14 protein-coding genes are annotated in these 14309 nt (G+C 67.3%); 8 read left to right on the top strand and 6 right to left on the bottom strand.

What is annotated here, in order from left to right; translation table 11 throughout:
• Window positions 1-4 precede the first annotated feature (4 nt).
• Together IB255_RS25045 and IB255_RS25040 are read right to left on the bottom strand one after the other, a co-directional pair.
• Window positions 5-922 (bottom strand): AAA family ATPase, encoded by a 918-nt coding sequence (locus IB255_RS25045; RefSeq protein WP_081518664.1) that lies wholly within the window; start codon window positions 920-922, stop codon window positions 5-7.
• 112 nt (window positions 923-1034) lie between these two features.
• A complete protein-coding gene (locus IB255_RS25040) occupies window positions 1035-1895 on the bottom strand; it encodes a LysR family transcriptional regulator (protein ID WP_192211012.1) in 861 nt (286 codons plus the stop codon).
• A 132-nt stretch (window positions 1896-2027) separates the two neighbouring features.
• Here IB255_RS25040 and IB255_RS25035 point away from each other — a divergent pair, with 132 nt between their 5' ends.
• Window positions 2028-2477 (top strand): multidrug/biocide efflux PACE transporter, encoded by a 450-nt coding sequence (locus IB255_RS25035; RefSeq protein ID WP_192211011.1) that lies wholly within the window; start codon window positions 2028-2030, stop codon window positions 2475-2477.
• 61 nt (window positions 2478-2538) lie between these two features.
• Here the strand turns inward: IB255_RS25035 and pyrF are convergent, their stop codons facing one another.
• The 3 genes from pyrF to IB255_RS25020 form a co-directional block, all read right to left on the bottom strand.
• Complete coding sequence (pyrF, locus tag IB255_RS25030) at window positions 2539-3237, bottom strand: orotidine-5'-phosphate decarboxylase (protein WP_024764511.1); 699 nt, start codon at window positions 3235-3237, stop codon at window positions 2539-2541.
• Window positions 3238-3337: 100 nt separating this feature from the next.
• Window positions 3338-4261, bottom strand: a complete 924-nt coding sequence (locus tag IB255_RS25025) for a response regulator (RefSeq protein ID WP_081518666.1) — start codon at window positions 4259-4261, stop codon at window positions 3338-3340.
• 2 nt (window positions 4262-4263) lie between these two features.
• Window positions 4264-5565 (bottom strand): sensor histidine kinase, encoded by a 1302-nt coding sequence (locus IB255_RS25020; protein ID WP_192211010.1) that lies wholly within the window; start codon window positions 5563-5565, stop codon window positions 4264-4266.
• A gap of 301 nt (window positions 5566-5866) precedes the next feature.
• Between IB255_RS25020 and eat the strand changes: the two genes are divergently transcribed.
• From eat to IB255_RS24995, 5 genes are all read left to right on the top strand, one after another.
• Window positions 5867-7231, top strand: a complete 1365-nt coding sequence (gene eat, locus IB255_RS25015; RefSeq protein ID WP_081518668.1) for an ethanolamine permease — start codon at window positions 5867-5869, stop codon at window positions 7229-7231.
• Between the two features lie 54 nt (window positions 7232-7285).
• Window positions 7286-8659: an ethanolamine ammonia-lyase subunit EutB gene (locus IB255_RS25010; protein ID WP_081518669.1), complete on the top strand. Its 1374-nt coding sequence runs from the start codon at window positions 7286-7288 to the stop codon at window positions 8657-8659.
• A gap of 12 nt (window positions 8660-8671) precedes the next feature.
• A complete protein-coding gene (gene eutC / locus IB255_RS25005) occupies window positions 8672-9448 on the top strand; it encodes an ethanolamine ammonia-lyase subunit EutC (protein ID WP_192211009.1) in 777 nt (258 codons plus the stop codon).
• A gap of 47 nt (window positions 9449-9495) precedes the next feature.
• Window positions 9496-9666, top strand: coding sequence for a DUF2897 family protein (locus IB255_RS25000; protein WP_081518671.1), 171 nt, complete (start codon window positions 9496-9498; stop codon window positions 9664-9666).
• Between the two features lie 100 nt (window positions 9667-9766).
• Window positions 9767-10531: a CPBP family intramembrane glutamic endopeptidase gene (locus tag IB255_RS24995; protein ID WP_081518672.1), complete on the top strand. Its 765-nt coding sequence runs from the start codon at window positions 9767-9769 to the stop codon at window positions 10529-10531.
• An 84-nt stretch (window positions 10532-10615) separates the two neighbouring features.
• On the opposite strand, the gene IB255_RS24990 is transcribed toward IB255_RS24995, so the two are convergent.
• Window positions 10616-11236 (bottom strand): TetR/AcrR family transcriptional regulator, encoded by a 621-nt coding sequence (locus tag IB255_RS24990; RefSeq protein ID WP_192211008.1) that lies wholly within the window; start codon window positions 11234-11236, stop codon window positions 10616-10618.
• A 219-nt stretch (window positions 11237-11455) separates the two neighbouring features.
• On the opposite strand from IB255_RS24990, the gene IB255_RS24985 reads away from it, so the two are divergent.
• A complete protein-coding gene (locus IB255_RS24985) occupies window positions 11456-13246 on the top strand; it encodes an acyclic terpene utilization AtuA family protein (protein WP_081518673.1) in 1791 nt (596 codons plus the stop codon).
• Between the two features lie 185 nt (window positions 13247-13431).
• Window positions 13432-14307 (top strand): SDR family oxidoreductase, encoded by an 876-nt coding sequence (locus IB255_RS24980; RefSeq protein WP_081518674.1) that lies wholly within the window; start codon window positions 13432-13434, stop codon window positions 14305-14307.
• The last annotated feature ends 2 nt before the right edge of the window (window positions 14308-14309 follow it).

Below are 14309 nucleotides of genomic sequence, written 5' to 3'. Positions count from 1 at the left end.
CCCCTCAGAGAGCCGGAACTTCGCGCAGCAACCACTGCACCAGCGCGCCGCCGCCATGGCCGGCCGGGTCGGCCTGGTCACGCAGGCGGTGCCCGGCCACCGAAGGCAGCACGGCCTGCACATCCTCGGGAATCACGTAGTCGCGCCCGGCCAGCAGTGCCCAGGCACGAGCGGCCGCCAGCAACGCGAGGCTGCCGCGCGGCGACAGGCCGAGGGCGAAGGCCGGCTGGGTACGCGTGGCTTCCACCAGGCGCAGCACGTAATCCACCAGGGCATCGCTGGCACGCACCTCCAGCACTTCACCCTGCAGCGCCTGCAGTTCCTGTGGGTCGAGCATCGGCTCCAGGCGCGGCAGCAGGTCGCGGCGCGCCTCGCCCAGCAGCAGCGCCTTCTCGGCGGCGCGGCCGGGGTAGCCCAGGGACAGGCGCATGAGGAAACGGTCAAGCTGGGACTCGGGCAGCGCGAAGGTACCGCCCTGGGTCACCGGGTTCTGCGTGGCGATGACGAAGAAGGGTTCGGGCAGCGGACGGGTCGCGCCCTCGATGGTCACCTGGCCCTCCTCCATGGCCTCGAGCAGCGCGCTCTGGCTCTTGGGCGTGGCACGGTTGATCTCGTCGGCCAGCACCAGCTCGGAGAAGATCGGCCCGGCGTGGAAGACGAACTGCCCGGTGTCCTTGTCGAACACCGAGGTGCCCAGCACGTCGCCGGGCAACAGGTCGGAGGTGAACTGGATGCGCTGGAAGCTCAGCCCCAGCACCCGCGCCAGCGCATGGCTCAGGGTGGTCTTGCCCATGCCGGGCAGGTCTTCGATGAGCAGGTGACCGCGGGCCAGCAGGCAGGTCAGTGCCAACCTCACTTGCACTTCCTTGCCGAGCAGTACCTGATCGACTGCCTTCAGACAATTCTCCAGCTTGGCGTGCATCCTGACCCTCTCTTCTCCGGAAAACTCCGATCCTACTGGTCCGGAACGGAGCATCAAAGGTTTCGACACATTTAGTCCGCAATCTGTGATGCAGAGCTGTGATCCAGAGCGCCTAGCGCCCCAGCAGGCGCTCCGCCAGCCAACTCGCGGCGGGGCCCAGCCGACGCTGCCGCGACCAGATCACGTCCACCGCCACCCGGCGCGGCCAGCCGGCGACCTTCAACTCCTTCATACGCCCGCTGGCGAAGCGTCCTACCATCCAGCTGGGCAATTCGATCCAGCCAAAGCCCAATACCGCCATGTCCAGCAACAGCAGGTAGTTTGGCGCGCTCCAGCAGCGGCCGCCGAGCATCGGTGCGGCGTCATCCAGGTAGGTGTTCAGGCGCAGCGCCCGGTACGCCAGCAGGTCCTCGCGCTCTACCTGGGCGCGGCCGGCCAGCGGATGGTCGCGGCTGACGAAGAGGCCGAACTCGGCCTGTTCGCTCAGCGTCGCCGAGCTGACGTCCGGTGGGTAATCCTTCTGTGCCGCCAGCAAACCAAGGCTGGCGCGGCCCTGGACGACCAGGTCGAGCACGTCGCTGTCCTCGGCGATCAGCCATTCGAACTCCAGGTCCGGATAACGCGCATCGATCTCCCCCAGCCGGGCTTCGAATTCGGCCGACTGGTAGGTGTCCGACATCGCCAGGGTCACCCGCGACTCCAGTCCTCCGACGAGCTGATGGGCGAGCTGCCCGAGGCGGTCGTTGGCCATCAGCACCTCCTCCACCCGCCCGAGCAGCGCGTGGCCGGCCTCGGTCAGCTGCGGCTGGCGACTGCTGCGGTCGAACAGGGTCAGGCCGAGGTCGATCTCCAGGCGGGCGATGGCCTCGCTGACGGTGGACTGGCTCTTGCCCAGCTTGCGCGCGGCGGCGCTGAACGAGCCCAGGCAGGCGGCCTCGGCGAAGGCCTGCAGGGATTCGGGGGAATATTGCATGGTGGCAGCCTCTTCCATCGGTTAAGCCGATGGTATCCAACTTAGATCCAGCCGGTCGACCGATGATAATGGCGCCGGACCGACGGAGTCGGCCTTCTCGTGAATTGAGAGCTTGATGCCTGGAGATACCCCATGACTCCCACTAAAACCCTGAAAGAGCGGATGTTCCACGCCGGCCTTTTCGAATTGCTGGCGGTCGTCATCTGCGCGCCGACCCTGGCCTGGCTGATGGACAAACCGCTGGGCCACATGGGCGCCATGACCCTGATGTTCTCGGCCATCGCCACCGTGTGGAACATGCTGTTCAACGCCGCCTTCGACCGCGCGCAGAACCGCATGGGCTTCAGCCGTACCCTGTCGGTGCGCATTCTGCATGCCTCGCTGTTCGAACTGGGCCTGATCATCCTGCTGGTGCCCCTGGCTGCCTGGTGGCTGTCGGTGAGCCTGCTGCAGGCGTTCATCCTCGACATCGGCCTGGTGCTGTTCTTCCTGCCCTACGCGCTGGTGTTCAACTGGGTGTACGACGTACTGCGCGAGCGCTGGGTCGGCCGGGAGCAGTCAACCGCCCAGGCCCACGGCTGAACGAAAAGCCGAAACAGAAAAGCCCGCATCACTGCGGGCTTTTTCATGTCCGAAGAAAGCTTCAGGCCAGGCTGGCAGCGATCTCGGCCAGGGCCTTGGCCGGGTCGGCGGCCTGGCTGATGGGGCGGCCGATCACCAGGTAGTCGGAGCCGTTGTCCAGCGCCTGGCGCGGGGTGAGGATGCGACGCTGGTCGTCCTGGGCGCTGCCGGCCGGGCGGATGCCGGGGGTGACCAGTTGCAGCGCCGGGTGCGCGGCCTTCAGCGCGGGTGCTTCCTGAGCGGAGCACACCAGGCCGTCCATGCCGGCCTTCTGCGCCAACGCAGCCAGACGCAGCACCTGCTCCTGGGGCTCGACGTCCAGGCCGATGCCGGCCAGGTCCTCGCGCTCCATGCTGGTCAGCACGGTCACACCGATCAGCAGCGGCGACGGGCCATTGAAGGCGTCCAGGGTCTCGCGGCAGGCGCTCATCATGCGCAGGCCGCCGGAGCAGTGCACGTTGACCATCCATACGCCCATCTCGGCGGCGGCGCGCACGGCCATCGCGGTGGTGTTGGGGATATCGTGGAATTTCAGGTCGAGGAAGACTTCGAAACCGCGGCTGTTCAGGGTCTCGACGATACCGGCGGCGCAGCTGGTGAACAGTTCCTTGCCCACCTTCACCCGGCACAGCTTCGGGTCCAGCTGGTCGGCCAGCGCCAGCGCGGCTTCGCGGGTGGGGAAATCCAGGGCGACGATGATCGGGGTCTGGCAGGCGGACATGGGCTCTCTCGCGGGTATCGAAAAAATCGGCGCGCATTGTCGCAGAAACGCGCCGACTTCCGTAGCCCGCCCGGCAGGAATGCTGCGTCGCCGACGGCGATCAGGCACTCAGCCGCTCGCGCAGGCGGCCGAGCATGCCCAGCAGGCTGCCGACCTTCTCCCGCTCGCGCTCCTCGCGCGGCACCTCGGCAATGCGTGCGACCTTCTGCTCGGGCTGCGCGCGCCACAGCAGCGCCTGCTCGGCGGCGGCCTTCAGGCCCTTCTCGAACAGCCCGCGGCGGATAGGCTTGGGCAGGTAGCGGAAGATCTGCGCCTGGTTGATCAGCGCCAGCAGGTCCTGGGTGTCGCGGAACGGCGTGACGACGATGCTCAGCAGGCGCGGATGGGCCTGGGCCAGGGACTTGAGCAGCGGCGCGGTGTCTTCGCCGGCGAGCTTCAGGTCGCTGACGAGGATGTCGATGGGCTCGCTGTTCAGCCGCACGATGGCCTCGGCCAGGTTGCGCGCGCGGTGCAGCTGGTGGGTGCCGGCGCTGCAGAACTCGCCGACGCTGGCCAGGGTCTCGGGGTCCTCGTCCAGCAGCAGCACGTTGAGCGGCGCGACCACACGGCTGATGGCCTTGGTATCGATGGGCTCGGCCGGCGCCTGGCGCAAGGCGATCTCGGCCGCCTGGCGCAGGGTGAAGGCCATTTCCTGCGGGTCCCAGGGCTTGGTCAGGTAGCGGAAGATGCCGCCGCTGTTGAGTGCATCCACCGCCGCGTCGAGGTCGGAGTAACCGGTCAGCAGGATGCGCAGGGTATCCGGGGCGATCTCCTGGGCCTGGGCCAGCAGCTCGGCGCCGGTCATCTGCGGCATCCGCTGGTCGCTGACGAGAATGTCGATGCGCTCCTCGCGCAGGCGCTGCAGGGCTTTGTGCGGATCGGTCTCCACCCGCACGTCGTAGTGACGGCGAAACTGCATCGCGAGGCTGCGCAGGATGCGTTCCTCGTCGTCGACGAAGAGGATGCGGACAGGCTGCTGGCTCATGTTCAGGCGCTCCGTTTCAGTTCGCTGGCCTGCTGGATCGGCAGGCTGATGAGGAATCGCGTGCCGCGTCCGGGTTCGGACGCCACGCGGATACGGCCGCCGTGGTCCTGGACGATCTTGTAGCTGATCGACAGGCCCAGGCCCGTGCCCTGCCCCACCGGCTTGGTGGTGAAGAAGGGATCGAAGATGCGCGCGCGCACCTCCTCGTTCATGCCCTTGCCGTTGTCCTGCACGGAGAGGTGCACCTGGGTTTCGTCCGCCCAGGATTTCACCTGGATCAGGCCGAATTTCTCCATGGCCTGGGCGGCGTTGGTCAGCAGGTTGAGCAACACCTGGTTGATCTGGCTGGCGGCGCAGGCGACCTTGGGCAGCGCGCCCAGCTGGGTGGCGACCTCGGCCTTTTCCTTGATGCTGTTGCGCGCGATCAGCAGCGCGCTGCGCACGCAGTCGTTGAGGTCGACTTCCTCGCTGCGGGCGCGGTCCAGGCGAGCGAAATCCTTCAGGCCGCCGACCAGCTCGCCGATCTGCGCAAGGCCGAAATCGGTGTCGCCGAACAGCTGGTCGAGATCACCCACCAACTGTTCCAGCGCCGCGTCGTCACGGGCCTGCTCGAAGGCGGCACGGGCGCGGGCCAGTTGCTCGGGAGCGCAGGCCGTATCGTCCAGGCACTCGTTGAGCAGGGTTTGCGCCTCGGTCAGGCTGAGCAGCGGGATCAGCAGCTCGCGCAGCAGCGCGACGTTGTTCTTCACGTAGCCCAGCGGGGTGTTCAGCTCATGGGCGACGCCGGCGACCATCTGCCCGAGGGAGGCCATCTTCTCCGACTGCACCAGTTGCGCCTGGGATTCGCGCAGGTCCTGCAGGGTCTTGTTGAGCACACGATTGCGCTGGGCGACGCGCTGCTCCATGGCCTTGAGCAGGTCAAGCACCGTGCCGAGGCCGAGGTAGCGGCCCTGCTCGTCGATCAGCACGAAGTCCTCGGTGATCGGGTAGCTCAGTTGCGCGGTGACCTGCTGCGAGGCCTCTTCGAGGCTCAGGTCGGCGCGCACCTTCAGCGGCTGCGCGTTCATCACGTCGCTGGCCGGACGGCGCCCCCAGAGGTCGCGGCCGAAGCGCTGCATGAAGATGTCCTGCAGGCCGTTGCGGCTGACCAGCCCCAGCGGCATTCCGGTGGCATCCACCACCGGCAGCGAGAGGAAGGAACGGTGCTCGGCGTCGAGGAAGCGTTCAGCCACGTCGCTGATGCTCAGTTCCGGGGCCAAGGGCGCTACCTGGCGCAACAGCTCGTGCAGGGCGCGGGTGGTCATCGGCGAATCTCCGGTCGCTGGAATGGGCGCCAGTAGACCAGCGGCAGATTGCCATCCTGTGACAGCCGTCGCGTGCTCGGGAAGCTTCACGGCGCGGTCATCGCGCTGCAACAAGCGCCGCCGCGGCGCACTCGAACGGGACGCGCGAAACACCGTCGCACCGCTTCGAAGCAGGCGAACCGGTGGCGAATGTTCACGAAACGACGCGATCAGGCACTTTGCGACCGGGTTCCGGGGAATGGCACGGCCACTGCACGACTGCACCGGTCGTGTCTTTCATCCTCTGTCCTGGAGACCTCGCATGAGCACGCAACTCAAACCCACCCTCGGCACCCTGCACCTGTGGGGCATCGCCGTGGGCCTGGTGATTTCCGGTGAGTATTTCGGCTGGAGCTACGGCTGGGGCGTGGCCGGCACCCTCGGCTTCCTGGTCACCACCCTGCTGGTGGCGACCATGTACACCTGCTTCATCTTCAGTTTCACCGAGCTGACCACCGCCATCCCCCATGCCGGCGGGCCCTTCGCCTACAGCCGCCGCGCCTTCGGCGAGAAAGGCGGGCTGGTGGCCGGGCTCGCCACGCTGATCGAGTTCGTCTTTGCCCCGCCGGCCATCGCCATGGCCATCGGCGCCTACCTCAACGTGCAGTTCCCGTCCCTCGATCCGAAGCACGCGGCGGTCGGCGCGTACCTGATCTTCATGACCCTGAACATCCTCGGCGTCAGCATCGCCGCCACCTTCGAGCTGATCGTCACCGTCCTCGCGGTAGCCGAGCTGCTGGTGTTCATGGGCGTGGTGGCGCCGGGCTTCAGCTTCAGCAACTTCGTGCTCAATGGCTGGGCGGGCTCCGACAGCTTCGGCGGCGCGGCCATCGGCGGAATCTTCGCGGCGATCCCCTTCGCCATCTGGTTCTTCCTCGCCATCGAGGGCGCGGCCATGGCCGCCGAGGAAGCCAAGGACCCGAAACGCACCATTCCCAAGGCCTACGTCAGCGGCATCCTGACCCTGGTGGTACTGGCCATCGGCGTGATGCTGTTCGCCGGCGGCGCGGGCGACTGGAAGGCACTGTCGGGGATCAACGACCCGCTGCCGCAAGCCATGAAGATGGTGGTCGGCGAGAACTCCGGCTGGCTGCACATGCTGGTGTGGATCGGCCTGTTCGGCCTGGTCGCCAGCTTCCACGGCATCATCCTGGGCTATTCGCGGCAGTTCTTCGCCCTGGCCCGCGCGGGCTACCTGCCGCGCGGCCTGGCCAGGCTGTCGCGCTTCCAGACGCCGCACCGGGCGATCATCGCCGGCGGCCTGGTGGGCATCGCGGCGATCTACAGCGACGGCCTGATCGCCCTGCAGGGCATGAGCCTGACCGCCGCGATGATCACCATGAGCGTGTTCGGCGCCATCGTCATGTACATCATGAGCATGCTCAGCCTGTTCAAGCTGCGCCGCAGCGAGCCGGACCTGGAACGTAGCTTCCGCGCGCCGGGTTTCCCGGTGGTGCCGGGCATCGCCCTGGCGCTCGCCGTGCTGTGCCTGGCGGCGATGGTCTGGTTCAACCTGCAGATCGCCGGGATCTTCCTGGCCTTCATGGCGGCCGGCTTTCTCTACTTCCAGCTCACCGCCAGCCATCGCGCCAGCGCGCCGGCGGACGCTATGCTGACAGGAGCCTGATCGCCATCCGCGCCCTGCCCTCGCAGCGGGGCGCGGGATAACCGGGACGTCCGCATGACCTACCAGACCACCGTCGGTAGCCTCACCTACCGCTTCCCCGACCTCAAGACACTGCTCGCCAAGGCCAGCCCGGCGCGCTCCGGCGATGCCCTGGCGGGTCTGGCCGCCGACAGCTACGAAGAGCGCATGGCGGCGAAGATCGCCCTCGCCGACGTGCCGCTCAAGCGTTTCCTCCACGAGGCACTGATTCCCTATGAAGAGGATGAAGTCACCCGGCTGATCATCGACAGCCATGACGCCAGCGCCTTCGCGCCGATCAGCCATCTCAGCGTCGGCGACTTCCGCGACTGGCTGCTGCTGGACAGCACCGACAGCGCGACGCTGTCTGCCGCCGCCAGGGGCATCACCCCGGAGATGGCCGCCGCGGTGAGCAAGCTGATGCGCAACCAGGACCTGATCCTGGCGGCGAAGAAGTGCCGCGTGGTCACCCGTTTCCGCAACACCATCGGCCTGCCCGGGCATCTCTCGGTGCGCCTGCAACCCAACCACCCCACGGACGATCTGCGCGGCATCGCCGCCAGCATGCTCGATGGCCTGCTCTACGGCTCCGGCGATGCAGTGGTGGGCATCAACCCGGCGAGCGATTCGCCAGCCACGCTGATGCAGCTGTGGCGGATGCTGGACGAGCTGCGCCAGCGCTTCGAGATTCCCATGCAGAGCTGCGTGCTCACCCACGTCACCTCGCAGATCCAGGCCATCGAGGCCGGCGCGCCGATCGACCTGGTGTTCCAGTCCATCGCCGGTACGCAGAAGACCAACGAGAGCTTCGGCATCGACCTCGCCCTGCTGCGCGAGGCCCACGCCGCGGCGCTGTCGCTGGGCCGCGGCACGCTGGGCGACAACGTCATGTACTTCGAGACGGGCCAGGGCAGCGCCCTCTCCGCGGGCGGCCACCACGGTGTCGACCAGCAGACCTGCGAAGCCCGCGCCTACGCCGTGGCCCGCGAGTTCCGCCCGCTGCTGACCAACACCGTGGTCGGCTTCATCGGCCCGGAGTATCTCTACGACGGCAAGCAGATCATTCGCGCCGGGCTGGAGGATCACTTCTGCGCCAAGCTGCTGGGCGTGCCCATGGGCTGCGACGTCTGCTACACCAACCACGCCGAGGCCGACCAGGACGACATGGACAACCTGCTGACCCTGCTGGGCGCGGCGGGTATCACCTTCATCATGGGCATCCCCGGCGCCGACGACATCATGCTCAATTACCAGAGCACCTCCTTCCACGACGCCCTCTACCTGCGCAGCACCCTGGGCCTGAAGCGCGCGCCGGAGTTCGACGCCTGGCTGGCGAAGATGGCGATCACCGAAGCCTCGGGGCAGTTACGGCCGATCGGCCGTGGCCACGATCTGCTGCGGGCCTTCTGAGGAGCTGGGAATATGGACCTGATCCAGAACGACCCGTGGGATGAACTGCGTGCGCACACTTGCGCGCGCATCGCGCTGGGCCGCGTCGGCTCCAGCCTGCCGACCCGCGAGGTGCTGAAGTTCGGCCTGGCCCACGCCCAGGCCCGCGATGCGGTGCACCACCCGCTGGACTTCGAGGCACTGCAGCAGGCGCTGGCCCACGAGGGCTTCCGCGTCCTGCGCGCACGCAGCGAGGCGCCGGACCGCCAGACCTACCTGCTGCGCCCGGACCTGGGCCGCGCGCTGCACCCGGACAGTCAGTGGCAGCTCAAGGGCGAGAAGCTCGCGGCGGAGCTGGTCATCGTGATTGCCGACGGCCTCTCCTCCTTCGCTGTCCAGCAGCACGCACTGCCGCTGCTGAGCGCGCTGCGCGAGCGCTTCGCCACCGATTGGCAGCACACCCCGGTGGTGCTCGCCGAACAGGGTCGCGTGGCCATCGGCGACGGCATTGGCGAGGCGCTGGGAGCGAGGCTCGCGCTGGTGCTGATCGGCGAACGCCCCGGTCTCAGCTCGCCGGACAGCCTCGGCCTCTACCTCACCTGGCAGCCGCGCATGGGACGCATGGACAGCGAGCGCAACTGCATCTCCAACGTGCGCCCACAGGGTCTGCCCTATGAGCTGGCGGCGCACAAGATCGCCCACCTGCTGCAACAGGCGCTGCGCCTGCGGGTGACTGGCGTGCGGCTCAAGGACGACAGCGACCTGCCCGAAGCAATCGATCGGAACCGGCCCGCGCCTGACAAGGTCTGAATCACAGCGTATCGTGACGCTCTACTGCCACTGTCGGAGACGGGACCATGCCCTGGTATGCCTGGTTGATCATCGCCCTAGCCCTGGGCTCCATCGTCGGCGCGCTGATGATGCTGCGCGACACCGCGAAGAAGCTCCCGCTCACCGAGGAACAGCTCAAGCGCATCCACGAGCGCAACGCCGAGATGGATGCCAAGGAAGCCGACGACAAGCGATGAAAATCGCCTAACTGACTGACGCTTCAGTCAAAAACTGGCCATAGCCATGGCCAGCGGCAGTCGAATTTGCCTAGACTGCGCCTCCTTGTTGGAGGAAAGAATGCTCAGGAAACTCCTGCCGCTGCTGCCAATCGTGTTGTTGCTCTGCGGATTCGCGCTGGGTTTCGTCCAGCCGGTGGGGTTGCTGATCGGCGCCGTTTACGTCGCCTGGACCCTCTACGGCGAGCATCGCCTGCCGCGCCTGCTCTGGTGGCTGGTGTGCCTCGTGCTCAGTATCGCCCTGGCCGCGCACCTGCTGCCGGGCACTACCTCCTGGACCCTCTGGCCAGTGCGCCAGCTCAGCCCGGACGCTCCCGTCTACGCCCTGCACCTGTCCTGGGACAAGGCGCTGGTGGGCGCCACCCTGCTCGCCTGGTGGCTGCGCCGCGACCCGGTGCCGACGGAAAAGCGCTCGCCGGACTTCGCCGCCATCGTCATCGTCACCACGCTGTTCGCCGTGCCGCTGGTGGCCGTCGCCGGTGGCCTGGTGGTGTGGAATCCGAAATGGCCGCCCGGCTTCTGGCTGTGGATGCTGGTCAACGTCTGCGTGATCTCGCTGACCGAGGAAGCCTTCTTCCGCGGCCTGCTGCAGACTGAGCTGGTGCGCCGCTTCGGCGCCTTCGCCGGGGTGGCAGTCGCCAGCGTGCTGTTCGGCATGGTGCACTGGCCGATCAACCCGCTGTTCGCGGTGGTCGCCGGCGTCGCCGGCCTGGGCTACGGCCTGGCCTTCCACTTCAGCGGCCGCCTGGCGGTGCCGGTGCTGCTGCATGCGGCGGTGAACTGCCTGCATCTGCTGCTGTTCAGCTATCCGTTGCGGATTATCTGAGAGGGGCAGCGGCAGGCTTCAGGCTTTAGGCCACAGGCGGCGTCAATGCGCTCTTGCCTGCAGCCTGTAGCCTGCCGCTTGTAGCTAATCCCGAATCACCAGCAACAACGCCTGCTCGGCCAGCTCGTCGAGGGTCAGGCTGCCTTCGGGGCGGAACCAGGTGATGGACCAGGACAGCGCCCCGGTCAGGAAGCGCCGCAGGATGAACGGGTCGCCCTGGCTGAAGCCAGCCGCGCGGGCCTCTTCCAGCACCTCCAGCCACATCTGCTCGTAGATGTCGCGCAGGCTGAGGATGTAGGCCTGGCCCTCTTCCGATAGCGAGCGCCATTCATAGACCAGCACCGCCATCGCCTCGCCGGTGCCGCCGGTGATCGACTGCAGCTCGCAGCGGATCAGCGCCAGCAGGCGCTCGCGCAAGGTCGTCGCATCGGCCAGCGCGGCACGCATCAGGGCGGTGTTGTAGAGGATGGTTTCCTCCATCACCGAGCGGAGGATTTCGTCCTTGCTCTTGAAGTGATGGAAGATGCTGCCGGACTGGATGCCCACGGCGCCGGCCAGGTCGCGCACCGTGGTGCGTTCGTAGCCCTTGCTGCGGAACAGGTGCGCGGCGGTGTGCAACAGCTTGCCGCGGGCGCTCTCCGGGTCGGTGATCTGCCCGGTCTTGACCAGCTCCAGCATGACTTCGCGGGCTTTGCGGTCATCCACGCTGTTCTCTCCCCATGAGGCCCATCGGCCGATCTGCTCAGGGCGATTCATCGAAACGCCCTGCAAGTGCTTGTGTTGTCTGACGAAATGTAAGCCCCCGAAGCCCAACCAAGCAAGCGCTTGGCCATCCATTGGTTGGGGTTGTCGTACTTTCGGGGCTTTTCAACCAAGCGCTTGCTTGGTAATGTCGATCCATCACTCAGCGTCACGGGCAGAACAATGACTAGAACCGTACGTATCGGCTGCGCCTCCGCCTTCTGGGGCGACACCTCCACCGCCGCTGCACAATTGGTGCGCGGCGCGGAAATGGATTACCTGGTATTCGACTACCTCGCCGAAATCACCATGTCGATCATGGCCGGCGCCCGCCTGAAGAATCCCGAGGCAGGCTACGCCACCGACTTCGTCGAAGTGATGACACCCCTGCTGGGTGACATCGCGGCGAAGCAGGTGCGCGTGATCAGCAACGCTGGCGGGGTGAATCCCTCGGCCTGCGCCAGCGCCCTCGCCACCGCCTGCGAGAAGGCTGGCGTGGCGCTGAAGATCGCCGTGGTGCACGGCGACAACCTGCAGCCGCGCCTGGGCGAGCTGGCCAAGGCCGGCATCCGCGAGATGTTCTCGGGCGCGCCGATGCCGCCGATGTGCGTCTCGGTCAACGCCTACCTCGGCGCCCCCGGCATCGTCGAAGCGCTGAAGGCCGGCGCCGATATCGTCATCACCGGCCGCGTGGTGGACAGCGCGGTGGTCAGCGCCGCCCTGGTGCACGAATTCGGCTGGGCCTGGAGCGACTACGACAAACTGGCCCAGGCCGCGCTGGCCGGGCACATCATCGAGTGCGGCGCGCAGTGCACCGGTGGCAACTTCACCGACTGGGAAAGCGTGCCGGACTACGAGCACATCGGCTTCCCGCTCGTCGAAGTGCAGGCCAGCGGCGACTTCGTGGTGACCAAGCCGCAGGGCACCGGCGGGCTGGTGACGCCGCTGTCGGTGGGCGAGCAGATGCTCTACGAGATCGGCGACCCGCGCGCCTACCTGCTGCCTGATGTGGTCTGCGATTTCACCCAGGTCGAACTCGCCCAGGTGGGCGACAACCGCGTGGCCGTCATCGGCGCACGCGGCCTGCCGCCGACCGGGCAATACAAGGTCAGCGCCACCTATCCGGACGGTTTCCGCTGCACCGCCAGTTGCCTGATCGCTGGCATCGACGCGGTGAAGAAGGCCGAACGGGTCAGCCAGGCGATCATCGCCAAGACCGAGGAAATCCTCATGGAACGCGGCTGGGGTCCGTACCGTGAGGTCAGCGTGGAGTTGCTCGGCAGCGAGGCCACCTACGGCCCGCACGGGCGCCGCAGCGACAACCGCGAGATCGTGGTGAAGCTCGCCGTGCGCCACAGCCGCAAGGAAGCCCTGGTGCTGTTCTCCCGCGAGATCGCCCAGGCCGCCACCGGCATGGCGCCGGGCCTGACCGGCATCGTCGGCGGCCGCCCGACCGTGTACCCGGTGATCCGCCTGTTCTCCTTCCTGATCGACAAGGACAGCTGCGAGCTGGCCGTGGACATCGACGGTGAGCGCCACGGTGCCGCCCTGCCCGCCCTCGACACCTTCGACCCGACCGCGCTGGCCGACGACATTCCGGTACCGGCCGCCAAGGGCCCGGCCCAGGCCAGCGTGCCGCTGGTGAAGCTGGCCGTGGCGCGCTCCGGCGACAAGGGCAACCACAGCAACATCGGCGTCATGGCCCGCAAGGCCGAATACCTGCCGTGGATCGCCGAGGCGCTGAGCGAAGGCGCCGTGGCCGAATGGATGCAGCACGTGCTCGACCCGCAGCTGGGTCGCGTCAGCCGCTGGCACCTGCCGGGCAGCCATAGCCTGAACTTTCTGCTGGAAAACGCCCTGGGCGGCGGCGGCGTCGCCAGCCTGCGCATCGACCCGCAGGGCAAGGCCTTCGCCCAGCAGTTGCTGGAATTCCCGGTGGCGGTGCCGCAACACATCGCCGATGAAGTGATGTAAGAGCAAACCCTCACCCTAACCCTCTCCCAAAGGGAGAGGGGACTGATCGGTGCAGGATGAAACCGTGGCGCTAGCCGGCACGGACAGCCCCCTCTCCTAGGGGAGAGGGCTGGGGTGAGGGGAAATCGCTGGCACCGGAATTCCTCAAAACGCACGACGAACGATTGAGCAGGACGAAAACAACAATGAGCTACGACTCGATCTTCAAAGCCGGCCTGTTCGACGGCCAGACCATCATCGTCACCGGCGGCGGCAGCGGCATCGGCCGCTGCACCGCCCACGAGCTGGCGGCCCTCGGCGCCCACGTGGTGCTGGTCGGGCGCAAGGCGGAAAAACTGGAGAAGACCGCCGGCGAAATCATCGAGGACGGCGGCAGCGCCAGCTGGCACAGCTGCGACATCCGCGACGAAGAAGCGGTGAAGGCGCTGGTGGCGCAGGTCATCGCCGAGCGCGGGCCGATCCATCACCTGGTCAACAACGCCGGCGGCCAGTACCCCGCGCCGCTGGCCTCGATCAACCTGAAAGGCTTCGAGGCGGTGGTGCGCACCAACCTGGTGGGCGGCTTCCTGATGGCCCGCGAAGTGTTCAACCAGAGCCTGAGCAAGACTGGCGGCAGCATCGTCAACATGCTCGCCGACATGTGGGGCGGCATGCCCGGCATGGGCCATTCCGGCGCCGCCCGCGCCGGCATGGAGAACTTCACCAAGACCGCCGCCATCGAGTGGGGCCACGCCGGGGTGCGGGTCAACGCCGTGGCGCCCGGCTGGGTCGCTTCCAGCGGCATGGACACCTACGAAGGCGCGTTCAAGGCCGTGATCCCGACCCTGCGCGAGCACGTACCGCTCAAGCGCATCGGCACCGAGTCGGAAGTCTCCGCCGCCATCGTCTTCCTGCTCTCCCCCGGCGCCGCCTTCATCAGCGGCAACACCATCCGTATCGACGGCGCCGCCAGCCAGGGCAGCCGCGCCTTCCCGCTGGTGAAGGGCAAGCCGGGGCAGAGCCGTTCCTACAACGGCTTCCACCGTGCCTACCTGCCGGACGTCCTCAAGGATCAGGAGTAAGC

The sequence above is a fragment of the Pseudomonas sp. PDM22 genome (assembly GCF_014851965.1).
Classification (GTDB): Bacteria; Pseudomonadota; Gammaproteobacteria; order Pseudomonadales; family Pseudomonadaceae; genus Pseudomonas.
The sequence above is the reverse complement of the archived record's forward strand: the minus strand, read 5'-3'. Positions and strand labels throughout refer to the sequence as shown.